Raw genomic sequence first — 24029 nt, forward strand, 5'->3', positions numbered from 1 at the left:
CGGAAAATCGAGTAAAGAAAAAACTGTACAGAATTTCTGTACAGTCCAGGTTGCAGACAATGAAAGCATGATGGTTTTTTCTTTTATAGAAAATGATCCCGATTTCCACTGCGGGCCCTGGCTTACCGCGGCCGCTGCTCCAGCCGACGGCAGTACAGAGACTGGCGTCTGCACGCATAAGCAACTCGCTGCGCGGCATCTTCTATGGGGTTCTTCAGCTCACGCTTTTCCCGCGGGAAAAAGATACATCCCCGAATCCCCCTCGCACGAAGGAAATGTGCAGCACTTCCGAGGAGTCTCGGGCCCACCGCTTCAATACCGTCTGAAAATTTAGAATTAACAATTAAAAATGTGTTGGTTCCATCACAACAACCAGTTGCTGCAAATGTTTTTGAAGTAAGGGGCCAAACTCCCTGGAATCGCATAACTTGTCCTTTGTGCATAAAGTCAAAGCTAAAAGACCCAGATACGGCGCAATGCTCGCTTTCCGTTGCATGCAAACATAAACCTACATGGAGCAAGGCTCTTGCTAAAAAAATAGACAGGTCTGGATGTTTGCGTCCAGACCTGGTTATTTGATACCTGCTATCTACATAGGGTTACCCCTCAATATTCTTCACAATCAGTTGCAGGCGGCCGTTGCGCAGTTCCGGTTGGCCGGCCAGGCGGATACCGGTTTCTTCCGTGAGCAGGCGGTTGAAGGCCGCGTATTCTTTCGGAAACAGGGTACAGTCGACTTCTCCCGTGTCGTCCTGAAGGCTGAAAAACGCCATGGCTTCGCCTTTTTTCGTCCTGATGCGCTTGATGTCGGTGATGATGCCTGCAACACGGACTCTGCCGCTTCCGCCGCCGAGTGCGGCAATATCTGCGAACGAGCCATTCTGGTCGGCCTTCAGCCTTGCAGCGGGGTGTTCAGAAATATAAAAGCCGAGCGTGTCGCGTTCATATTGAAGTTTCAGCGCTTCAGGAAGCGTTCCCGCATCGGAATATTTCTGACGGCCAAATGATGCGGCATCCCCTCCGAACAGATCATCCTCTTCGGTCGGCCGTACGAGATTCGCATACGTTTCGGCTGCCGGTATCGAGGCAAGGAGGACGGCACGGTCCGGATGGAATTCATCCAGCGCTCCCGCACGGGCAAGCGGCTCGGCCGCCCCTCTCGTGAAATGAGCACCGGAAAGGGCGACTGCCATGTCAAACAGATCCTCCCACGGCGCGGATTGTTTTCTTGCACCCAACAATTTTTTAATAAACGGTGCAGGGACCCCCTTGATGCCGGAGAGGCCATAGCGGATCGCGCCATCCTCCACTCTGCATGCATAGCCGCTTTTTTTGACAGATGGGGGAAGGATTTGGATGCCCTTCATGCGGACCTCGCTGACCAGTTTTGAAATCCGGTCCGCATCACCCGCAGCCTGTGAAAGCAGAGCGGCATAAAAGTATGCCGGTTCATGCGCTTTCAGGTAAGCCAGGCGGAATGAAATCAGCGAATAGGCGACTGCATGGCTTTTCGGAAAGCCATAATCTGCGAACCTCACGATATAGTCGTAGACCCTGACTGCGGATCCGCGGTCATATCCGCGGGATTCCGCTCCACGTACAAAGTGCTCCCGCTCCCGTTCCAGCACGTCCCGCTTTTTCTTGCTGACGGCACGGCGGAGAATGTCCGCCTCACCCATCGTGAATCCGGCCATCTGAACGGCAATCTGCATGATCTGTTCCTGGTAGACGATGATGCCGTAAGTTTCTTCGAGGATCGGGTCGATGTCCGGATGGATCGACGGAACACGCTCCCTGCCGTGCATCCTGCGTTCAAACACCGGGATATTGTCCATCGGGCCAGGCCTGTACAGCGCATTGATGGCATAGATGTCACGGAACCGCTCCGGTTTCAGCTTCCTGATCGTATCCCGCATGCCCGGTGACTCGAACTGGAAGACCCCGGTCATGTCTCCTGCCTGGAACAGCCGGATCGTTGCAGGGTCGTTTAGCGGGATCTTCCCGAAATCCAGATAAACGTTTCGGTCATACCGGATCATGGAGCGGATGCGGTCCAGGAGCGTCAGATTTCTCAAGCCGAGAAAGTCCATTTTAAGAAGGCCTCGTTCCTCCACTTCCTTCATCGGCCACTGGGTCAGATAGATTCCTTCCGAACCGCTCGTGAGCGGCACCGTATCCACGAGCGGCACCGGCGCAAGGACGACACCCGCAGCGTGAGTGGATGCGTTTCTCGGGATTCCTTCAAGCGCAAGCGCTGCGTTCAGCCATTTTTGCCTGTTCGGTTCGGCTTCCGCCCAGCGAGCCAGAGGAGTGCCGGGTGCCGCTGCTTCCGCCAGCGTCATACCGGGCCGCCCGGGAATCATTTTGGAGATTTCCCTCTGTTCGGCTTCCGGAAAACCGAAAACGCGTGCCGTACTTCTTGCGGCAGCCCGTGCGGATAAAGTTCCGAACGTGATGATCTGCGCCACATGATCCCGGCCATATTTCGCAGCAACATATTCAATGACTTCATGCCGGCGGTGATCGGCAAAGTCCACATCGATGTCCGGCATGCTGACCCGCTCGGGGTTAAGGAAACGCTCAAAAATGAGGCCATAGGTAATCGGATCCACATCTGTAATCCCGAGTGCATAAGCGACCAGCGACCCGGCCGATGACCCGCGGCCGGGTCCCGTCAGGATGCCCTTCGAAGCTGCGAAAGCGATGAAATCCGCCGTGATCAGGAAATAATCCGAGTATCCCATCGAAGAAATGACATTCAATTCATGGTTGATCCGGGCAGCATATTTATCCGGGATCGAACCGAGCCGATTTCTCAGCCCTTCCAGGCAATCCTTGCGCAGCCGCCCGTCCGCTGTCTCCCCTTCATCAAGCGGAAACCGGGGCATGAGGCGATCTGCTCCTGGTATCGTGTTGTTGCAGGACATCAGGAAATCTGCAGTCGCTTCCAGCCATTCCGGATGATCCGCAAACCTTTCCAACAGATCATCCGGCATGGGCAGCTCTGCTTCAGAGAGATCAGCCAGGGCGTTATCCGATAGCTTTCCTCCCTCATCGATCAGTCGGGCTACCCGGTATGCAAATGCGTCTTCTCTGTTCAGATAACGGGCAACAGCCGTCGCGCATACGGTCAGCCCCTCCTTTTCCGCAAATCTCACCCAACTTTCCTCATCGGCATGGGGCATGCCGCCCGGTCGGGAAATGCCGACGAATACCCGATCAGGACCGCCGGTTTCGAGTACGGCCTCCAACGCCTTTACCGGATCCCCATTTTCCATCGCTGCAGGGTCAACGACGAGCAGGCACCCCCTGCTGTATGCTTTCAGCCAGGATGGAGGAAGTTCCCTGCGGTCCTTTACGGACAGCGCACTGCTCATTTTCAGCAGGTTCTGGTAGCCTCCGTCGTCTTTTGCATAGATAAAGGCCGGCAAAACGCCGGCCTCCGTCTCAATCTGTACGGTAAGCCCCATGACGGGACGGATGCCAGCGGATTCCAATGCCCGGGCAAACGGCAGGATGCCGTACAGTTTCGTATTGACAATCGCCGCCGCGATGGCTCCCCGTGCCTTGAGAGCTTCCGGAAGCATGCCGGGCCGGATGATGCTTTGAAGCGGATCATCCGATGTCATGATCTGCGCATATGCGATGTTCATCCCGATTCCCCCTGTCATTTGCTGCACAGTTCGCGGAGCGCCTGTGCCGCCCGCTCAGCCTCCGCCCAGTCTGCAGCGGATGCACCGGCGGCGAGCGCGTGGCCGCCCCCGCCGAAGCGCCGCGCCAGGCCATTGACAACCGGCCCTTTGGAACGGAAGCGGAGGCGGATCTGATCCTCTTCTTCAATCAGAAAAACCCAGGCGATCAGACCCTTGACGGCACCAGGAACTCCGACCAATTTTGCTGTATCCGAGGCGGTGACCCCGAATTCATCCATCGTCTCCGAAGTGATTTTCACTACACCGACTCCGTTATCGACATTTAGATTCTGCAGGATATATCCGTTCAGCTTGAGCAGCGGCATATCCATCTCGTACATCGCGTTATGGAGTGAAGGCCGGTCAAAGCCGTGTGAAACAAGTTCTGCCGCTGCAAGAAACGTACCAGGGCCGGCTGATGGATGCAGGAAGCGCCCCGTATCACCGATAATGCCTGCGTAAAGCAGCCGGGCGGCATCTGCACTCATCTTCCAGCCGCTTGACTGCTCCCCTTCCTTGAACAGACGGTAGATCAGCTCGCTTGTTGCGCTGGCCTCCGGCTCCACCCATCTCATCATGCCGTAACGGTCATCATCGGGATGGTGGTCGATCTTGATGAGCTCGGCTCCTTCACTGTAATGGCTGCCGTCAATTCTTTCCGTATTCGCCGTGTCGGTCACGATGACGAGTGCTCCCTCATAGAGCTGCGCGCTCACTTCGTCCGGACGTCCGAGATAGTCCAGAGAAAATTCATGGTCGCCGGCCGCAAAAACCCGCTTGTCCGGATAATTGTCCTGAATCAGTGTTTTTAGGCCCAGCTGGGATCCGTAGGCATCCGGATCCGGCCTCACATGCCGGTGGATGATGATGGTATTGTATCGCTCAATTGTGTCGATGATTTGACGTTTCAACCTGATTCCCTCCATTGACCGGTCATTTCCCTTCGCAATCCGGCAAAATTCGATATACAATAAGGACAGTTTTGCTTGACCGGAGGGATTCAATGCTTAATCTGATTTTCACCGCACTGATCGTATTTTCTGCGGTTGCCTACCTTTACTTTAAGACGAAACAGTTCCGGACTGCCCTTCAGGCGGAGCGGCAGTACCACCGCAGCAGTGCCTCGGCCGCGCTCGGTGCGTTCATGATGCTGTTTGGTGCGAACCAGCTGCTCCTGTTTTCCGGTTTGATCACGTATCTGGTGGCAGCAGTCTTTATCTTGCTCGGGCTCTATGTCCTTGTCCACAATATCAGGGCCAGAAACCACTATGCCGGCTTCCTGGAAGAAGAGCGGCGGCTTAACGAAAAGTGATGCACACACTGTGCATCACTTTTTTTATCGTTCGAATACCTGGAGCATCATCATGGCTTTGCCGACGATCGACTCACCGCTGTGTACGGTAAACTCCATTTTGGCAAAGTGACGGCTCATGTCCAGAAGCTCCGGCTTGATCCTTATCTGTGAACCGAGTTGAACATGCTTCATGAAGTAGACGGACATGCTCTCGATAACGCTCTCCCCGCGCTTCCGCTTTTTCAGGAATTGATCGGCCGCTTCTGACAGCATGATTGTCAGTGCACCATGCGACAGTGAACCAAGAGGGTTCGTCATTCGTGGTGTCACAGTGAACAGAAGCGTGGATTCCGATTCCACGTCCTCTTCCATCTGAGACCTCACGAGATCTTCAAAAGTATCTCCCTGGTGGGGTTGCCGCTGGGCCACCTGGAGCGCCTTCAGCACATCCTGGCGGCTGATGACCCCCTCCAGCCTGTCACCGGTGGAAACGACCGGCATCAGGTCAATCCCTTCCCAGATCATCCTGTGGGCAGCAGAAGCGACACTCATCTTCATGCCTGCGGATATCGGTTTGGGCGTCATGACCCGTTCGATCGGCACTTCCCCGTCCATCCCGATCACGTCCTTCGCCGTAACAATTCCGACAAGCCGGCCACTGCCGCTCGTCACCGGGAACGCTCCGTGAGAGGTCGTTTTGTTGCGTGCATGGAAATCGGAGACCAGATCACCCGAATCAAGCGTGGCTGTCTGGCTGATCGGCACGATGATGTCTTCGATAAGGAGAATATCCTTTTCGATCAGCTGGTCATAGATGGCCCGGTTAATCATCGTTGCCACGGTGAATGTGTCGTAGCTTGTCGAGATGATTGGAAGTTCCACCTCATCGGCCAGCTTCTTCACTTCTTCTGAGGCATCGAACCCGCCCGTAATCAGCACAGCCGCCCCCGCGCGGATCGCATTTCCGTGTACCTTCAGGCGATTTCCGACGATCAGCAAACTGCCCGGATCGGTATAACGCATCATGTCTTCCATCTGCATCGCACCGATGACGAACTTGGTCAGTGTCTTGTGCAGGCCGTTCCTGCCGCCGAGAACCTGGCCGTCAACGATATTCACTACTTCTGCAAATGTCAGCCGCTCGATGTTTTCCTTTTTCTTTTGTTCGATCCGGATCGTCCCGACCCGTTCAATCGTGTTGACGAGTTTCCGGTTTTCCGCTTCCTTGATGGCGCGATAGGCAGTTCCCTCGGAGACTGCCATCTCCTTGGCAACCTGGCGGACGGAGATCTTGTCTCCGACCGGGAGACTCTCGATGTATCGTAAAATTTTCTCATGTTTTGTCGCCACGTCGTCACCTTTTTCCCAACATCTGATGATTCCATCTTACCATAGTGGAGATGGCTGAGAAGCAAAAAGAACCCCTGTAGCTGAGGGTGGATTAAGGGAATAAAGCGGATTTGCTCCCAGTTCCCCTCGTACATCGGTGCGAGGTTTTTGATAATTTCTTTTCATACAAACAAAAAAGCGGAAGGCATGAGCCTCCCGCAACCGATTTAAAATCAAAGATCGATGGAATCTCCCGGTTTCATGATGTTCACTTCAGTTCCTTCCACCTGTTTTCTGAAGCTTTCCGGATCCTGTTTGATCGGAGGGAATGTATCATAGTGGATCGGAACCGCCACCTTTGGCTTCAGGAGGCTGACAGCATAAGCTGCATCCTCAGGTCCCATCGTGAAGTTGTCCCCGATCGGGACAAATGCGATGTCCGCCGGATGGCGCTTCCCGATCAGCTCCAGGTCGGAGAACAGGCCTGTGTCCCCGAGGTGATGGACCGTCTTTCCTTCGGCAGTGAACAGGATCCCTGCCGGCATTCCGGTATAAATGATTTCCTGGCTGTCTTCCTTGATGAAAGAAGACCCGTGGAATGCCTGGGTAAATTTCACCTTTCCAAAGTCGAATTGGTACGCGCCGCCGATATGCATCGGGTGTACGTTCACTCCCTGCCAGCCAAGCCAGACGGCCAGCTCATTGGGTGCGACGACAAGCGCGCCGGAACGCTTTGCAATTTCGACAGTATCGCCTACATGATCCCCATGACCGTGAGTCAGAAGGATCACATCCGGATTTTCCTGTTCCGCGTTCAGGTCAGTCAGCTCATTGCCGGTAATAAACGGATCAATCAGGATCGTGTGCTTTTCCGTCCTGATTTTGACGACCGAATGGCCGTGAAAAGATACTTTCATGCATAGATGCCCCTTTCTCTGTATTGCTCCCAGGGCATATTTCGACAAGGTATGCGCCGAATCCTTCTTTTTGCTATGATGGAATCATTCAGAGAGGCTGGTGTTCGGAATGGAGAAAATAAAGGAAATCAGGATGTACTTGGAAGAGAATGGGATTGACCTGGCTTTGGTCACGACGCCCGATAATGTGTTTTATCTTTCCGGGTTCAATAGCGAGCCGCATGAACGGCTGCTTGCCGTTGCAGTTTTCCGGGATGCTGAGCCGTTCATCATTGCACCCAAAATGGAGGTGCCGGATGTAAAGTCGGCTGGATGGATCGGCGAAGCCGTAGGACACGAAGATACCGACGATGCCTGGCTGATCGTCGAACAGGCAATCCGCAATCGTGGAATCAACCCCTCCCGTATAGCAATCGAGAAATCCCACTTGAATGTCGAACGCTTTGAGCGAGTAAAGGAACTTTATCCGGAAGCCTCAATCACCGGGCTTGACGGCAAGCTGAATGCCATGCGGAACATCAAGGACGAGGCTGAACTTGAAAAGCTCCGCAAAGCGGCGGAACTCGCGGATTATGCCATTGAAGTGGGCTGCCGGGAAATCGCGGAAGGCAAGACGGAGCTGGAAATCCTGACAGCTATTGAATTTGAAATGAAGAAAAAAGGCGTATCGCATATGTCGTTCGATACGATGGTGCTGAGCGGGAAGAAGACGGCTTCTCCGCACGGCACCCCGGGAGACCGGAAAATACAGAAGGGCGACTTTATCCTTTTCGATCTTGGTGTTGTCTGGGAGGGCTACTGCTCGGACATCACCCGTACCGTTGCATTCGGAGAGCCTACTGAAGAAATGCGGAACATTTACGAGACCGTGAAGCGCGCAGAGCAGGCTGCAGTCGATGCGGTGAAGCCCGGAGTCCGTGCGATGGATCTCGATAAGACGGCCCGTGACGTCATTACGGACGCGGGCTACGGCGAGTACTTCACCCACCGGCTGGGCCACGGACTCGGTATTTCCGTCCATGAATTCCCTTCCCTGCATGGCTCAAACGAGATGGAGCTTCAGGAAGGCATGGTCTTCACGATTGAACCGGGCATCTATCATCCGGATATTACAGGAGTCCGGATCGAGGACGATGTTGTCGTCACCGCCGACGGTGTGGAAGTGCTGACCAAGTTCCCGAAAGAACTCCAGATCATTAAATAACGTCAGTTATAGTTAACCGGTGTTCATTAAGAAATAGCAAAACCGCCAAAAGGAATTTCCCTTTGGCGGTTTTGTTCTTCTTATTGAAGAAGCGATTCGACCGGGACATATTCACGGCCCTGATCGTCTGCTACAGCTTTGTAGGTAATATGCCCTTCCAGGGTGTTAAAGCCCTTTCGGAGCGCTTCGTTGTCAAGCGCCGCCTGCTTCCAGCCTTTGTTCGCAATCTGCAGTGCGTAAGGTACTGTGACGTTCGTGAGTGCCATGGTAGATGTACGCGGAACGGCACCCGGCATATTGGCGACTGCATAATGGACGACACCGTGTTTTTCGTAAGTCGGATCGTCATGGGTCGTCACCCGGTCACTCGTCTCAAAAATGCCGCCCTGGTCAATTGCGATGTCGACGAGAACCGATCCGGGCTGCATGGACTTGACCATTTCCTCGGTGACGAGTTTTGGCGCCTTGGCACCGGGTATCAGCACGGCACCGATAACGAGGTCCGCATCTTTAACTGACTCCGCAATGTTCAGCGGGTTCGACATGAGTGTCTGGATGTCGTTGCCGAACTGGTCGTCGAGCTGGCGGAGCCGCTCCGGATTCAGGTCTAGCACGGTCACTTGCGCACCCATGCCAACCGCGACACGCGCTGCGTTCGCACCGGCCATGCCGCCTCCAATGACTGTGACTTTCCCGCGCTGGACGCCAGGAACGCCGGACAGAAGAATCCCCTTGCCGCCGTGGATCCGCTCCAGGAACTGGGCGCCGATCTGTGTCGCCATCCGTCCCGCCACCTCGCTCATTGGCGAAAGCAGAGGCAACGAGCGGTTCTGAAGCTGGACGGTTTCATAAGCGATGCCGACAACCTTGTTTTCGAGCATGGCCGCTGTAAGTGCCTCCTCCGGAGCAAGGTGAAGATAAGTGAAAAGAATCTGCCCTTCACGGAAATATGGATATTCGGACGCGACCGGTTCTTTGACCTTCATGACCATTTCTGCATCCCATGCTTCGCGGGCTGTACTGACAATGGTCGCTCCTGCTTCGCGGTAATCTTCATCCTTGAATCCGGAACCTTCTCCCGCCCCCGTTTCAATCAGGACTTCGTGGCCCGCCAAATTCAGCGTCACCACGCCGGCAGGCGTCATCGCCACGCGGTTTTCATTGTTTTTGATTTCCTTTGGTACACCGATACGCATTTCCTAAACCCTCCCGTATGTCTCGCCATGGTTGTTGGGCAGAAGGTTGACTTGCCGCCTGTTTCTGCAATTCCATCATACCACTCTTTTTTCGGCACGGAAGTGCTTTTCTTCTGAAGCGACACAATTTTGCCATTGTTCCTTCCACTCTTTTGCAGGATTCGGCATTCCTCCCGCCGAAAAAGAACAGTAGAAAAAGGAGGTAACAACATGACATTGAACTACAAACATATCCTTGTCGCGGTGGACGGTTCCAAGGAAGCCGAGTGGGCCTTCAAGAAATCGGTCGGTATCGCGAAGCGCAACCATGCTACACTGAACCTGGTGAACATCATCGACACCCGCTCGTTCGCTGCAGTCGAAGCATATGATCGCTCCATCGCCGAACGCGCCCAGAAATTTGCGGACGGACTACTTACCGATTACAAAAAGGAAGCAGAGTCTGCAGGCGTAAAAGACGTGAATATCATTGTGGAATACGGTTCGCCAAAAACGATGATCCCACGCGATATCTCAAAGAAAGTCGAAGCGGACCTGATCGTCTGCGGAGCGACTGGCCTTAATGCAGTCGAGCGCTTCCTCATTGGTTCCATATCGGAAACAATCGTCAGGAGTGCAAAATGTGATGTGCTCGTGGTCCGGACAGAAGAACTGCCGGGCGAAGAACCAATCATCGAATAAACAAAAGGATGTGCAGCAAATGCTGCACATCCTTTTTTCATGCTTTCCGATAGCCGTTCTGCTCAGCCCAAGCGTCAACCTTACCGAAAAATGCAGAAACAGCATTGGCATTTTTAAGGTCCGGCGCCTGCGCCAGCAGAACCTCCGGTTTTGGTCCTGTCCGGGCGTCCGGCTTTCTCAGGAGAAGCAGGCTCTTTGCATTGGCACGATTTTTGAATAAACCCTCCGGAAGTGCGATGACGCCGAGAATTTCTGCTTCGTCTTTCAGGAACGTGTGGAGCTGAGTCGCAAACTCCGATTCGAACAGGTTTGCCGGGGCGACGAAAATGCCATGGCCGCCTTTTTTCAGATGACGCATCGACTGTTCGATAAACAGATGATGGGCATAGGAATGGCCTTCTTCCGCTCTCAGATTGTAATTCATCGCATTTTCATCATCCGGGTAATAGCCCACCGGCAGGTCGGTGATGACAAAGTCTGCCGGGTCCACCATAAGCGGGCGCAGGGAATCCTGGTGGTAAAGCGTGACCGGCTGTGAGAGCAGGTCCGCCGATGCAGCCGCAAGCTGGATCAGCAGATCATCGATTTCCGATCCGCTGGCGGCGGTGCGGCCGTCCATGAAGTTCATCACTGTAAAGAGCAGGTTTCCTGTTCCGATTGCCGGGTCAAACAGGGTGACATACGGTTTCCCCCCCGATAGGCGGTCTGCCAGGTAACCGGCGATGAGCCCGATGGAGTCGGGTGTCATCTGGTGGTTTGGCTGCGCGCTTTCCTTCATGCCCTTCAGCATGGCAAGCTGAAGTCCTTTGCGCACTTCTTCTTTTGACGCCTTTTCCACTTCCGGTGAAGTCTTTCCGTCCGCCCATGCCCTGACCGTTTCAAGGACGGCTTCCAGATAAAGCGTCCCTTCATTTTTCGATATCCTTTCGGCATGTCCGTCGAGGAAATTGAAGATCCGTTCTGTATTGGTTTCCATGTTCATCCTCCGCAAATGAGAAACCCACTCGCCGGAGTGGGTTTCGTTTTTATTCCGCCAGTTTTTTGACGGCGTCGATTGCTTGGTCGTAGTCCGGGTGGTCGGTGCCTTCCGGTACGTATTCGACATAGGCCACTTTGCCGTCTTTGCCGATCACGAAGACGCTCCGTGCCAGGAGGCGCAGCTCCTTCATGACAACACCGTATGCGGTGCCGAAGGACAGGTCACGGTGGTCGGAAAGGGTGTGGGCATTATCCAGTCCTTCAGACGCCTTCCATCGTGCCTGAGCAAACGGCAGGTCGACGGAAATGGTAAGGACCGCGACGTCATCCCCCAGGTCTGTGACCGCTTCGTTGAAGCGCTTTGTCTGCGTCGAGCAGACACCCGTGTCGATTGACGGGATGACGCTGATGAGGCGGATTTTCCCTTCCGTATCTTTCAGCGTGAACGGTGACAGGTCGTTTTGGAGAACCGTGAAGTCCGGCGCCTCGTCACCGACCTTGATTTCCGTTCCGAGAAGTGTAACTGGCTGTTGTTTAAATGTTACTTGTGCCATCTTGCAACGCCTCCTTTTCACCCAGTGTACTAGAGTGCGTGACCGTCTTGCAAACGGTTCGCATAACCATGGGAAAGTGCCGCTTTCTGGTAGCGCTCCTCATGGATGACCAGCGTATCTGCGATATAATCGTGCAGCGCTTCCTTTTTCGGAGTGAATCCGACCACAAGATATAGAACCATAAGCGTCTTCGAGAAATACCTGCCAACCCATTCACGGAACAGGACGGTCTTCCAGTCCAGCCGCCCTCCGTCCCGCCGGATGACCCTTATGCCGGTCACCATCTTCCCAACCGTCTGGCCGAAGTATTTCGTCATTAAGATGAAATACAGGAAGAAGATTGCCGCTGTCAGAAGATTGTATGGTGCATACCAGGCGCCCGGCGCGATCTCAAGTCCCGCTAGCCGGAACATAGGGCGCACCGCCAGCATGCTGAGAGACCCCAGGACGATGAGGTCGATCAGATACGACCAGAAACGGATCCAGAATCCTGCGTAGGCGTGTTGGAACTCCTTGGGCTCCGGGAAGGATCCGGACAGATTGCCGGTTTCATGAATTGGTTCTGTCATTTCGAATCCCTCCTCACTTTTCACCGTAAAGGTACATCATTCGCGGCGAGTTATAGTCCGACAGCACCTGACCGATGATGCGGCTTTCCAAATCACCCTGGAAAAGCGACTGCATTTTTACACCGAGCAGCGAACCGAAGCCCGCATCCATGCTGTATTCGAACATCTGGGCTTTGTCCAGGTCGTGATCGGACCGGAGACCGGCGATTGCATCTTCAAGCCGGCCGGTTTCGTCCGCCAGTTTGGCCTCTACCGCCTGCCCGCCGTTCATGATGCGTCCGTCCGCCCACTTCTTCACTTCCGCCTCGCTCATTCCGCGGCCAGCCTCGATGACGTCCACAAAACGCTCATAGGAATCATTCAGCATCGTCTGGAGCATTTCCCGCTCTTCTTCCGTCATTTCACGCGTCGGGCTCATGATGTCCTTGTACTTGCCCGATTTGATCGTGACGAAGTCGATCCCGTGCTCTTCGGCGAACCCGCCATAGTTGACGCTTTCCATGATGACGCCGATCGAGCCGGTCAGAGTCTCTTTATGTACAAAGATTTTGTCCGCCGGCGCCGAAATGTAGTAACCGCCCGATGCCGCCATGGAACCCATGCTGACGTAAACCGGAATATCCTTTTCTTCCTTGATCTCGACCAGTTTGTCATGGATATCGGACGATTCGACCACACCTCCGCCTGGGGAGTTTACGTAAAGGACCACGCCTTTGACGGATTTGTCCTCCCGGATCATCTCCAGTTGCTCCATGAATGCCTGATGGTTGTATCCGGTCGCAAACAGCGGAGACGCCGCGCCCGTGTCCTGGATGACTCCATCTGCACGCAGGAGCGCAATCCGGTTCCTCGCATCCCCATCTTCAATAACCTGCTCCACCTGTCCGCTTGCAGTCCCAAGCTGGTCTTCCATCATGGACTGCCAGTTCATCGACATGAAGGAAGACACCGTGTTGATGCCCGCCGCGACGACGAACAGCAGAACGGCCGCGCCTAAGGCAATCCAACGTTTCATATTCATTTGATTTCTACCTCCCTTTCCATCTCCCTATACGGGAAAGAACACGGTTCCGTTTCACTTTTCTTGGGCAAGCCTCATCTTTTTCATCATCCGGAACTTCGAAAGAGTCACCAGAACCAATCCGGCCCAGATAAAGGAAAAGGCAATCAGCTCTATCGTACCGAACGCTTCTCCATAGACCACCACACCCAGAAACAGCATCATGGTCGGCGCAACGTATTGGAGGAAACCGAGCAAATACAGCGGGATGCTCTGAGCTCCCCTCGCGAACAGAACGAGCGGAATCGCCGTTACTGCTCCTGAAAGAACAAGGAAAAGAACTGTGCCCGGCCCGGCAGCAAAGAAAATCAGCCGATCCGTCGTTTCTGCCCAGATCAGGTACACGGCGGCCGCAGGCGCGATAAAAGCCGTTTCGATCGTCAGTCCTCTTAAGGCATCCAGATGGATCGTCTTTTTTGCGAAACCGTAGACGGCGAATGTCCCCGCGAGACCAAGCGCCAGCCACGGGAATGTACCGTGGGAGACGGTGATGATCAGGACACCAATCAGTGCCAGCACAACGGCTGCTTTTTCAGGTGAAGACAGCCGCTCCTTCAGGAAAACGATACCAAGCAGGATTGATAAAAGCGGATTGATGTAATAACCGAGGCTGGTCTGGACAATATGTCCGTTGTTCACTGCCCAGATAAACAGGAACCAGTTGCCCGAGATGATGACAGAAGCGCCCAGCAGGCTCCAAAATGCCCGCTTGTTTTTCCAGAGGGCTTTCAGGTCCGCGGCAAGAAGCTTTCCCTGGCCCAGCAACAACACCACCACTCCGGTGGTGATGGATGCCCAAAAAATCCGCTGGGCAAGAACTTCCCCGCTCGGCACATGGCCGAGGCTTTTCCAGTAGATCGGCAGCACTCCCCATATCAGGTAAGCGGAGGCTGCCCAGATGATGCCTGCTTTTTCCTTACTCTCCAAGGATGGTCCCTTCTTTCTTAACTGCCGTGCGCAACAGCCTGCCGCATACACATCAAACTAAAAAACCTCCCTTTTGCAGCCCGGGGGAGGTTTGATCACTGCCCATCCGGGACCGGTTGCGCCGGCCGGAAAATGGGTCAGATCAAAATCAGCTCATGGCTTCCTGCTTGCGAAGTTCGACCCTCATGATCTTGCCTGACGCGGTTTTCGGTAGTTCTTCAATAAATTCAACAGCACGTGGATATTTATACGGGGCTGTGACGGTTTTGACGTGTTCCTGAAGAACCTTGACTAGTTCATCTGACGCCTCTTCCGGATTGCGGAGGACGATGTAGGCTTTGACAATGCTGCCGCGGTCCGGATCCGGACTTGCGACCACCGCGCATTCCTTTACTGACGGATGCCGGGTCAGTGCGTCCTCCACTTCAAATGGTCCGATTGTATAGCCGGAGGAGATGATGATGTCATCAGAACGGCCCTCGAACCAGAAATATCCGTCCCCATCCATTTTCGCGCGGTCCCCCGTCACGTAATAATCACCCCGGAACTGCCGGCTCGTCCGTTCCGGATCGTTCAGGTATTCCTTGAACAGCGCCGGCGTGTCGACATGAACTGCGATATCCCCCACTTCGCCCGCGGCACATGGCTTTCCGTCCTCGTCGATGATTTCGACGCGGTTGCCCGGGGTCGGCTTCCCCATCGAGCCAGGGCGTGCTTCCATTCCTTTCATCGTGCCGACAAGCAGCGTGTTTTCCGTCTGCCCGTAACCGTCCCTGACCTCCAGGTTGAATTCACGGCGGAACGTCTCAATCACTTCAATATTCAGGGGCTCACCTGCCGAGACGGCACTGTGGAGCGAGGACAGGTCATACTTCGCAAGGTTGTCTGTCTTTGCCATCAGCCGGTATTCCGTCGGCGTGCAGCAAAGGACATTCACGCCATATTCACCGATGAGTTCCAGGTACTTTTTCGGATCAAAACGCCCGTTGTAGACAAAGCCTGTCGAACCACTGCCTAGCGTCGCCAGAAACGGCGACCAGATCCACTTCTGCCATCCCGGGCTGGCGGTCGCCCAAACCGTGTCGCCGTCTTCGATGCCGAGCCAGTTGGCGGCGGAGGTCCTCAAATGGGCATAACCCCATCCATGGGTATGGACAACTCCCTTCGGTTTTCCTGTTGTGCCGGACGTGTAAGACAGGAAAGCTGTATCGCCGCTCAGGGTTCCGGATGCTGCGAACTTGGCCGATGCCTTTTCCATTTCATCCAGCAGCGGAATTCCTTCCTCCGAATCACCGACCATGAACAGTTTGACGCCGTCCATATGAGCGGCTTCTTTGAACTGGTCCGCAAACGGCGCAAAGGCGATGATTGCTTTGGCTCCGCTGTGCACGAGCCGGTAATCGATATCGGTCGCCCGGAGCATTTCAGAGCTCGGAATCACCACGATACCGGCCTTTAGCGCAGCAACATAAACTACATAGGCTTCAATGAGACGCGGCATCATGACAATCACCACATCGCCTTTTTCAATTCCATTGGATGCGAGCACGTTCGCACAGCGATTTGCACGATCCATTAATTCACGGTAGGTCACTTCGGTTGTTTCCTTGCCGTCTGTCCAAATCAGTGCTTTTCGTGCCGGTTCATCGGCATATTTTTCAAATTCCGAAGCCAGATTATACCTCTCCGGAGCCAGCAGGTCTGCTCTTCTCATGCCCAGTCACCCCTTTTCATATTCACCTCCGATTATACGCCTAACATTTCGCCGTTTCAAAATAGATTTCGTTTTCAGACGATAACAGGTCCTGAGGATAGACCGTGGCAAATGAAGCACACTTTATGTAAAACGGTAAGCAGAAATTTAAAGACCGCCCGTCACTTGGACGGGCGGCCTTCGCTTGCATTATTGTTGGCCTTTCATCTGCTGCTGTGCCATCGAAACCAAACGCTTGGTGATTTCTCCGCCAACGGAACCGTTGGCACGCGATGTTGCGTCGGCACCCAGCTGAACTCCGAATTCCTGAGCGATTTCGTACTTCATCTGGTCAAGCGCTTGGCGGACACCAGGTACGAGAAGCTGGTTCGAGTTGTTGCTGTTGTTGTTTGCCATGATGTATCACCTCCTTGTGCACATAGAATGTGCCGGAGGCGGATTATCATACGGCCGGATCTCTGGAAATTTATTCCGGATTACAGAAGGTCTGAAAACGGATCTTCTTCTTTTTTCAACGGCAGTTCGGTGATTTCCCGCTCGGCTATGGCTTTTTCGATCATCCCTCCGAAATCCGCCTTGCCTTCATAATAAATGACTTTATCCGTTTTCGGCTTGGTGGCCGGGTTTGCGGGCGTGAAGATGGTACAGCAGTCCTCAAACGGGCGGATCGAGGTTTCATATGTGCCGATCTTTTCAGCGATACTGATGATATCCAGTTTATCCATCGCAATGAGCGGACGGAGTACCGGAGTCGATGTCACTTCATTGATGGCACTCAGGCTGTCGAGCGTCTGGCTGGCGACCTGGCCCAGGCTTTCTCCGGTGACAATCGCTTTCGCACCTATTTCTTCCCGGACCCGGTCGGCAATTTTCATCATCAAGCGCCTCGTCGTCGTCATTGTGAGCGCTGATGGAACCGTATCCTGAATTGCCTGCTGGATTTCGGTGAAATGGATCGTATGCATGCGGATCTTTGAGCCGAATGCGCTCAGCCGTTCCGCAAGTTCCACGACTTTCTGCTTGGACTGCTCGCTCGTAAACGGCGGACTGTGGAAGTGGATGACATCCAGTTTCAGGCCCCGCTTCATCATTAAATAGCCGGCGACCGGGCTGTCAATTCCCCCCGAAAGCATCAGGAGCGCATGGCCATTGGATCCCGCCGGAAGACCGCCGGCTCCCTGGATGGTTTTCGTGGAGAGATAAGCTCCATCCTCACGGATATCGACAAGAAGGCGGATCTCAGGATTTTTCATCTTGACGACCAGATCCGGGAAGAGCGGGAGCAGGTGGCCGCCCAATTCCTGCTGAAGCTCAATCGTCTTCAGCGGGAAGGTTTTGTCCGCGCGCCGGACTTCAACCTTGAACGTCTTGCCTTCCGTCTCCATGACCGACAGAATCCGTTCGGCGGTTTCCTTGATTGTATCGAGATCGGCCTTGCAGCGCACAGCCGGGCTGAAGGACTGGATGCCGAACACATCGGACAGGCGCTTTAGAGCCTCTTCAATTTCCTGTCCTTCTTCCGCGAACAGATACATCCGGTCATGTTCCGACTTCACCTTGACCGTCGGCAGATCTTTCATGATTCGGCGGATATTGTCTCTCAGCTTGCGGATAAATACGTTCCGGTTTTTCCCTTTCAGCGAAAGTTCCCCGTAACGGATCATGATTTCGTGGTACATCATATTCGGATCAAACCCTTTCTATCGTTTCCATGAATGAGGTGAATGCTTTTTTGAATTGATCAATCTCCCCTGCCGAGTTCATCCGCCCGAAACTGATTCGGATCACGCCATGGCGGTATTGATCGGGAACACCCATCGCCTGGAGGACGTGGCTTTCCTTGCGGCTTCTCGAAGAGCATGCGCTTGATGTGGACACATAGATCTCCTGTTCCTGAAGAGCATTGACGGCAATTTCTCCTTTGATGCCACGGATGGCGACGGAGAGGATATGGGGTGCATTATTCTCAGCGCCGAGTACCATCAACTTGTCAAAGGTCGCGAAATAGCGTACAAGGTCATTTCTCCACTCCTCATAAGGCGCGAGATCCCGTTCCTCCATGGCCAGGCGCATCGCCTTGGCCAGTGCCGTTGCGTGCGCGACCGGTACTGTGCCGCTTCTGAAACCTTCCTGCTGGCCGCCCCCGAAAAGAATCGGTTCTAAAGCATGCCTTTTTTTCAGTATCAGAGCGCCGGATCCCTCGATGCCGTGGATTTTATGGGCAGACAGGGATATGGCATCGGGACCGTTTACATTAACCGGAATAGGAATTTTCCCGAAGCTTTGTACCGTATCAGAATGAAAAATGGCTCGCGTTCCTGCCCGGATGATCCTCCCCGCTTCCTCAAGCGGCTGAATGGCGCCGGTTTCATTGTTGACGTGCATGATGGAGACGACGGACGTGTCCGGCGTGAGTTTCCTGTCCAGATCGGCAAGGTCGATCACCCCGTCGCGTCCCACATGGACAGTGTCGACCTCAAACCCTTCCGCTTCCAGTTGCGGAAGGGACTGCAAAACGGCCGGGTGCTCGATAGCCGATACGAGAACTTTTTTTCCGTGGCTGCGGTTGCCGCGCGCCAGTCCGAAAAGAGCCAGATTATCGGCTTCCGTTCCTCCTGAAGTGAAGACAACCTTGCCGCCCGGCATGCCCGCAAGCTCGGCCACCTGTTCGCTTGCCCGCCCGAGCAGGCGGTCAGCCTCGATACCAAGCCTGTGCAGCGACGAGGGATTGGCGAAAAACGCCTTTGATGATTTGATGAATGTATCCAGTACCCGGTCATCAGGCATGGTCGTCGCACTGTTGTCGAAATAAATCATGATGCATGCTTCCTTTCCGAACGAAAGCCACCGTCACAAGACTGTGAGGTGGCTGATTCCCTGACTTATTATGTACGTCAGACTTCCTGTTTGACAAGTACTTCGATTTTTTTGAGGGCACCCGGTTCCGCAGCCTCTACGGCGGAGGCCGCATCTTCCAGCGCCTTGCCGTAGCGGCACTGGTGAAATGCCTCTTCGGCTTCTGCCAGCTGCTCATCGATTGCAGGGTTTGAGCGGTAACGGTTGCCATACTGGATCAGGCGTTCAATCAGATCAACGTTTTCCAGCATCTCATCCGCCTTCTGGGATACCTCATGAATGTAGCCTTCCGCTTTTGCAAGGCTTTCATTCACAAGCGACATATTCAGCGGCATCTCCTGAAGATTGCGGCTGACGATAAACAGCTGCTCCTCAGCTTCTTCAAGACGAACGTCCATGTCTTCCGGGATACCAGGCGTATTCGCCTTGAAAAGCTGCCGGTCCGTTTCCTGGAGGATTCTGCCGAGTTCAGACAGCCGCGCGCGCGCCTCCGTTTCGTTGATGCGCAGTTCTTTCAGGCGGTCGGAGAAACGGCCCTGCTCGTCCAGCAATTGTCTTGACTCTTCGTCAATCGCCTTCAGCTCTTCCTCAAGTACAGAAGATGCGGACTGCCCGGCATTGATCCGGTCCGTCAGCAAGCCAAAGCGTTTTTCCAGTCCGGACACCTGTTCCAGGGCCGCTTCGGGAATCGCCGCTTCCTTCTCGCTGAGCCGATAGTTCTGCTGGACAAAACGGGCTTCGTCCGCGGTGCTTCTCGTGAAGGCGCTCAGCTCGCCGAGGTTTGCGGCGATCTCTGCATGATTTTCTTCAACATAATGGCGGGCGTACACTTCCCGCTCCAGATTGTCGTAAAAACCGTTGATCTCTTCTTCCAGGGAAGCGGTGCGCTCCTTGACTTCGGCCACTTCCAGCGCTTCAAGCGCGGCTTTCAGGTCATCCAGCTCGCGGTCGATTTCAGCAAGGCGTTCCTCCATTTTCAGATGCCCGATGTAGTAGCCACCGTCCTCCATCTCACGGATGCCTGCGCGCAATTCCCTAAGTGACTGTGGAATCTTCGTCTGGATTTCCGTCAGGAGTACCGGCACATCTTCAATTAGCGCAAACGTCTCTTTGGCTTCGTCGGAAAGACCAAGTACAGTCTCTCGGGCTTTCAGGTAATTCCCCGCCGCTGTAAGCTCATCATACTCTTCAAAACGGGGATTGATCGCCTCAAGACGCTTTTCAAGCCGGCCAATGGCGTTTCCGAACGAGTGCTGGTGGGCAAGAAGGCTTTTGCGCGCAGCTTTATGACGCTTTTTCAGCTCTTCCATTTCCACGCGGTTCAGCTCTTCACTGCCGATCAGTTCATCCAGTTCTTCAAGAATCCGGTTCATCTCTCCGTCGGCATAGGCAATTTTCGACTCGATCTCTTTTTCAATCTCCGTCGCCTTGCCAAACCGGAGCCGGTCGACAGCTTCTTCCGCATCAAAAAGGAGGTTGTCGATCGCCGGCATGTGGTCGTCCATGACTTCCGTCCAGCTGCTGCGCCAGCGCTCGAACATCTCCTCCGTCTCTCCGTTCATATTCAGCTGCTTCACTTTTGTCAGTTCCTCAAGGATCGGCTTATGCTGGATCTGCAGCTTCTCTACTTCCAGCTTATTGATGACGGCTGTATGCTTTCGCCTCATAATAAAGGCGACGATGATCAAAGCAATGAGAATGATAATGCCAATGATGATGTACTTCATCATAGTCCCCCTGTTCCAAAATCACTGTAAACGCTGTATTATCCTATATAGTATCATGTTTCACGGTTTTATGCCGTTGTTTTTCGCAAGAAATTGCATGATTCGCCATCATTCATCAGACATCACAGGGAACCTTTCCCTGAAAGGAGAGATTGACCGTGTTTACTCAACAACAATATGAAGGAACACTGCAGGAAAAGTATGATCTTCTGGGCAAGCAGCTGAATGCACTGCTCGAAGGAGAAACGAATGTCATGGCGAACCTCGCCAATGCCTCTGCACTCCTTAACCAATTTCTCGATCGCGTCAATTGGGTCGGATTCTACCTGATGGACGGTGAGGACGAGCTCGTGCTCGGTCCTTTCCAAGGGCTGCCGGCATGTGTCCGGATTCCGCTCGGCAAAGGGGTTTGCGGCACAGCCGCGCTGGAACGGAAAACTCAGCTGGTGGAAGACGTCCATGCCTTCCCGGGGCACATCGCATGTGATGCCGCTTCGCGCTCCGAAGTGGTCGTGCCGATCGTCTTGGATGGCCGAGTTTTCGGCGTCCTGGACATCGACAGCCCGGAGCTTGCGCGCTTCTCCGAAGAGGACGCGCGAGGGCTGGAAAAGTTCGTTGAAGTGCTGGTGAACCATCTCAAATCATGATTCCGGCCCGTTTCCATCACAAAACAGGGCAGCCGGCCTTTCGCCGTGCTGCCCTGTTTTACATGGGAATTATTCAGTTGCAGCCGCAGCTCTCCTTTTCTTGAGTGCGGCAAACGCGGCATCGAAATCAGCAATGATGTCATCCGGGTGTTCCAGTCCCGCGGAAAAGCGGATCATCGAGTCGGTGATGCCCATTGCCTGCCGTTCGTCAGCCGGCACCGCTGAGTGGGTCATCGTGGCAGGATGCTGGATCAGTGACTCGGCATCCCCCAGGCTCACCGCCAGCTTAACAAGCCGCAGTTCATTAAGTAAAATCCGGGTTTCTTCCAGGCAGCCGTCAAGCGTGAAGGAAAAGATGCCGCCTCCGGCAGTCATTTGCCGTTTGGCGATTTCGGCGTCCGGATTATTTTCATCAAACGGATAATGGACCTCCCTCACCGCAGGAACTGTTTTCAGGTAATTGAGGACGGCCTCCGCGTTGGAGCAGTGGCGCTCCATCCGGACGGCAAGCGTCTTGAGTCCGCGGATCATGAGCCATGCATCAAATGGGGAGACGATCCCCCCGAAGTCTTTCTGAACGGTCATCCGGATCCGGCCGATCTCCTCCTCGTCAGCACCGACCAGAAGGCCCGCAATCACATCACCGTGACCATTGATATACTTGGTTGCGCTGTGAAGGACAAAATCCGCGCCGAGTTCGATCGGATTTTGGAAATACGGTGAGCAGAAGGTGTTATCAACAATGACTTTGAGGCCGTGGCGCCGGGCGACACTGACGGCCGCGCGGATATCGGCCACTTCCATCGTTGGATTGACCGGTGTCTCGATGTAAATGACTCTCGTTTCCGGCGTGACCTGGCGCTCGATCTCTGCTTCCGTCCTCATCGGAATCAAGTTGTGCGTGATGCCGTATTTCTCTTTCAGGATATTCAGCAGGCCGAATGTACAGCCGTAGATTCCCCTTGTGCAAAGTATATGGTCGCCTGCCTTCGTGGCATGTACGAGGACGGCGCTGACTGCCGCCATGCCCGAACCGAACGCAAGAGCGCCCGCCCCTTTTTCCAAAGCGGCAATACGTTCCTCCAATACCCTGACGGTAGGATTCGTCAGCCTGGAATAAATATTGCCCGCTTCTTCCCCGGCAAACCGGGCCGCCCCGGAAGCTGCATCAGGGAAAACATAGGTGGAGGTCTGATAAAGCGGAACCGCCAAACTGTCCTGGTGGTCGTGCGGATCATGGCCTTCGTGAATGATGAGTGTATCCCGGTGGACCTTCTTTTCCATCGTTGCCCCTCCTCTTTTGAAAGCGCTATCATTTACTGCTATTATATCTTTATAGTCCCAAAAAGGAAACCATCCTTGTTCTTGACTTCCACCTACCCGCAGGGTATGATAGTCGTTGTGTAAAATAAACGCAGCAGTTGTGTGAGCAGGGCTGTTCATTTTATCCCTTTACCGAAAAGCCCAAGGCGGCTGCTAAGAGGTGACACGCATAAGAGTGGGCGACAGAGCGAATCTTGATTCGCGGCGCAGCACGGCTTATGACCCGAACCTCTGCCGCCTGGAGCTGGACAATGTCCGGGTAAACGGTGCATCGCGTAACCCTTGGCTGCTGGGGCGAAGGTGCAAGATGATGAAATGGCACCGTGTTTGAACACATCTGGTTTTTATTTTACTCAAAATAAAACCAACTTAAGAGGAGGAGTCATCCATGGCTCGCTACACAGGTCCATCTTGGAAAATCTCCCGCCGCCTCGGTATTTCCCTGAGCGGTACGGGCAAAGAACTCGAAAAACGTCCTTACGCTCCAGGCCCGCACGGCCCGAACCAGCGTAAAAAACTCTCGGAATACGGCATGCAGCTTCAAGAGAAGCAAAAACTCCGTCACATGTACGGTGTCAACGAGCGCCAATTCCACACACTGTTCCTCCGTGCAGGCAAAATGCCTGGTAAGCACGGCGAAAACTTCATGATCCTGCTTGAAACGCGCCTCGACAACGTCGTGTACCGCATGGGCCTTGCCCGCACACGCCGCCAGGCACGCCAGCTCGTCAACCACGGCCACGTCCTCGTTGACGGCAAGCGCGTCGACATCCCGTCGTACCGCGTAGCGCCTGGCCAGGAAATCGCACTCCGCGAGCGTTCCCAGAACCTGTCGGCTGTCAACGAAGCGATCGAAGCGACAAACTTCGTTCCTGACTACGTGACATTCGATGCGGAAGCGAAGAAAGGCACATTCGTCCGCCTTCCTGAGCGCAGCGAACTCGCTGCAGAGATCAACGAAGCGCTGATCGTTGAATTCTACAACCGCTAATCAGCTTTTACAGACTGCAGACAAAGTGAGGTCCTCCTCCTTGTCTGCAGTTTTTTTGTGTTTGCATTTAATGATGAAAAAAGGTTTCTGTTTTCGAAACCACAGGAAGCGATGTCTAAATTCTATGCAGTAAAAAATCCTTCGGATTTCCGCTGCAGATTCTTACTTACCAAAACTGAGTTTTGGTAGCAGGAAGAGCTTTGAAGGCCAACGCTGCTGCTTTGGCCACAGACGCCATTGTCCGTGACGGCGCCCGCTAGTCCCGGGTGTTGCTTCAGCCAATGCCAACAAGCAGATTGGCATCTGCGTGCAACAACGCAAGCGTTGCGGAGTCAATTATTGCTTTAATCGACCCTAATGTTCGTCATCT

Annotated in this window: 21 protein-coding genes; 5 read left to right on the forward strand and 16 right to left on the reverse strand. The window is 54.0% G+C overall.

The window, feature by feature from the left end; translation table 11 throughout:
• Positions 1–599 precede the first annotated feature (599 nt).
• Together KHA84_RS10795 and KHA84_RS10800 are read right to left on the reverse strand one after the other, a co-directional pair.
• Positions 600–3653: a DNA polymerase III subunit alpha gene (locus KHA84_RS10795; protein WP_213423522.1), complete on the reverse strand. Its 3054-nt coding sequence runs from the start codon at positions 3651–3653 to the stop codon at positions 600–602.
• Positions 3654–3667: 14 nt separating this feature from the next.
• Positions 3668–4603 carry a DHH family phosphoesterase gene (locus tag KHA84_RS10800; protein ID WP_213423523.1) on the reverse strand — a complete coding sequence of 312 codons (936 nt, stop codon included), beginning with the start codon at positions 4601–4603 and terminating at the stop codon, positions 3668–3670.
• Between the two features lie 92 nt (positions 4604–4695).
• Between KHA84_RS10800 and KHA84_RS10805 the strand changes: the two genes are divergently transcribed.
• Entirely contained in the window at positions 4696–5004 is a 309-nt protein-coding gene (locus KHA84_RS10805) for a YtpI family protein (RefSeq protein WP_213423524.1), read from the forward strand.
• 24 nt (positions 5005–5028) lie between these two features.
• Here KHA84_RS10805 and KHA84_RS10810 read toward each other — a convergent pair whose 3' ends face one another.
• Positions 5029–6336 carry a DRTGG domain-containing protein gene (locus KHA84_RS10810; protein WP_213423525.1) on the reverse strand — a complete coding sequence of 436 codons (1308 nt, stop codon included), beginning with the start codon at positions 6334–6336 and terminating at the stop codon, positions 5029–5031.
• Between the two features lie 212 nt (positions 6337–6548).
• On the reverse strand, positions 6549–7232 hold the full coding sequence (locus tag KHA84_RS10815) for a metal-dependent hydrolase (protein WP_213423526.1): 684 nt from the start codon (positions 7230–7232) through the stop codon (positions 6549–6551).
• Between the two features lie 109 nt (positions 7233–7341).
• On the opposite strand from KHA84_RS10815, the gene KHA84_RS10820 reads away from it, so the two are divergent.
• Positions 7342–8436, forward strand: coding sequence for a M24 family metallopeptidase (locus KHA84_RS10820; protein WP_213423527.1), 1095 nt, complete (start codon positions 7342–7344; stop codon positions 8434–8436).
• Between the two features lie 80 nt (positions 8437–8516).
• Here the strand turns inward: KHA84_RS10820 and ald are convergent, their stop codons facing one another.
• Positions 8517–9632: an alanine dehydrogenase gene (gene ald, locus KHA84_RS10825; protein WP_213423528.1), complete on the reverse strand. Its 1116-nt coding sequence runs from the start codon at positions 9630–9632 to the stop codon at positions 8517–8519.
• Between the two features lie 210 nt (positions 9633–9842).
• Here ald and KHA84_RS10830 point away from each other — a divergent pair, with 210 nt between their 5' ends.
• Positions 9843–10313 (forward strand): universal stress protein, encoded by a 471-nt coding sequence (locus KHA84_RS10830; RefSeq protein WP_213423529.1) that lies wholly within the window; start codon positions 9843–9845, stop codon positions 10311–10313.
• Positions 10314–10350: 37 nt separating this feature from the next.
• Here the strand turns inward: KHA84_RS10830 and KHA84_RS10835 are convergent, their stop codons facing one another.
• From KHA84_RS10835 to ezrA, 10 genes are all read right to left on the reverse strand, one after another.
• Positions 10351–11289 carry a class I SAM-dependent methyltransferase gene (locus KHA84_RS10835; protein WP_213423530.1) on the reverse strand — a complete coding sequence of 313 codons (939 nt, stop codon included), beginning with the start codon at positions 11287–11289 and terminating at the stop codon, positions 10351–10353.
• A gap of 49 nt (positions 11290–11338) precedes the next feature.
• Complete coding sequence (gene tpx, locus KHA84_RS10840; protein WP_213423531.1) at positions 11339–11845, reverse strand: thiol peroxidase; 507 nt, start codon at positions 11843–11845, stop codon at positions 11339–11341.
• A 29-nt stretch (positions 11846–11874) separates the two neighbouring features.
• Positions 11875–12414, reverse strand: a complete 540-nt coding sequence (locus KHA84_RS10845; protein WP_213423532.1) for an RDD family protein — start codon at positions 12412–12414, stop codon at positions 11875–11877.
• A gap of 13 nt (positions 12415–12427) precedes the next feature.
• Positions 12428–13435, reverse strand: coding sequence for a signal peptide peptidase SppA (sppA, locus tag KHA84_RS10850; protein WP_213423533.1), 1008 nt, complete (start codon positions 13433–13435; stop codon positions 12428–12430).
• Positions 13436–13489: 54 nt separating this feature from the next.
• Complete coding sequence (rarD, locus tag KHA84_RS10855; RefSeq protein ID WP_213423534.1) at positions 13490–14401, reverse strand: EamA family transporter RarD; 912 nt, start codon at positions 14399–14401, stop codon at positions 13490–13492.
• A 148-nt stretch (positions 14402–14549) separates the two neighbouring features.
• Positions 14550–16115 carry an acyl-CoA synthetase MbcS gene (gene mbcS / locus KHA84_RS10860; protein WP_213423535.1) on the reverse strand — a complete coding sequence of 522 codons (1566 nt, stop codon included), beginning with the start codon at positions 16113–16115 and terminating at the stop codon, positions 14550–14552.
• A gap of 189 nt (positions 16116–16304) precedes the next feature.
• The gene (locus KHA84_RS10865) at positions 16305–16511 is read right to left on the reverse strand and encodes an alpha/beta-type small acid-soluble spore protein (protein ID WP_008300213.1); all 207 of its coding nucleotides are present in this window, start codon (positions 16509–16511) and stop codon (positions 16305–16307) included.
• Positions 16512–16591: 80 nt separating this feature from the next.
• Positions 16592–17797, reverse strand: coding sequence for a tRNA uracil 4-sulfurtransferase ThiI (gene thiI, locus KHA84_RS10870; protein WP_213423536.1), 1206 nt, complete (start codon positions 17795–17797; stop codon positions 16592–16594).
• A 7-nt stretch (positions 17798–17804) separates the two neighbouring features.
• A complete protein-coding gene (locus KHA84_RS10875) occupies positions 17805–18932 on the reverse strand; it encodes a cysteine desulfurase family protein (protein ID WP_213423537.1) in 1128 nt (375 codons plus the stop codon).
• 77 nt (positions 18933–19009) lie between these two features.
• The gene (gene ezrA / locus KHA84_RS10880) at positions 19010–20698 is read right to left on the reverse strand and encodes a septation ring formation regulator EzrA (RefSeq protein WP_213423538.1); all 1689 of its coding nucleotides are present in this window, start codon (positions 20696–20698) and stop codon (positions 19010–19012) included.
• 158 nt (positions 20699–20856) lie between these two features.
• On the opposite strand from ezrA, the gene KHA84_RS10885 reads away from it, so the two are divergent.
• Complete coding sequence (locus KHA84_RS10885; protein ID WP_213423539.1) at positions 20857–21345, forward strand: GAF domain-containing protein; 489 nt, start codon at positions 20857–20859, stop codon at positions 21343–21345.
• A 69-nt stretch (positions 21346–21414) separates the two neighbouring features.
• Here KHA84_RS10885 and KHA84_RS10890 read toward each other — a convergent pair whose 3' ends face one another.
• On the reverse strand, positions 21415–22629 hold the full coding sequence (locus KHA84_RS10890; protein WP_213423540.1) for a trans-sulfuration enzyme family protein: 1215 nt from the start codon (positions 22627–22629) through the stop codon (positions 21415–21417).
• 427 nt (positions 22630–23056) lie between these two features.
• Here KHA84_RS10890 and rpsD point away from each other — a divergent pair, with 427 nt between their 5' ends.
• Positions 23057–23659 carry a 30S ribosomal protein S4 gene (rpsD, locus tag KHA84_RS10895; RefSeq protein ID WP_213423541.1) on the forward strand — a complete coding sequence of 201 codons (603 nt, stop codon included), beginning with the start codon at positions 23057–23059 and terminating at the stop codon, positions 23657–23659.
• Positions 23660–24029: the final 370 nt, after the last annotated feature.

Source organism: Bhargavaea massiliensis (assembly GCF_018390575.1).
GTDB classification, from domain to species: Bacteria; Bacillota; Bacilli; order Bacillales_A; family Planococcaceae; genus Bhargavaea; species Bhargavaea massiliensis.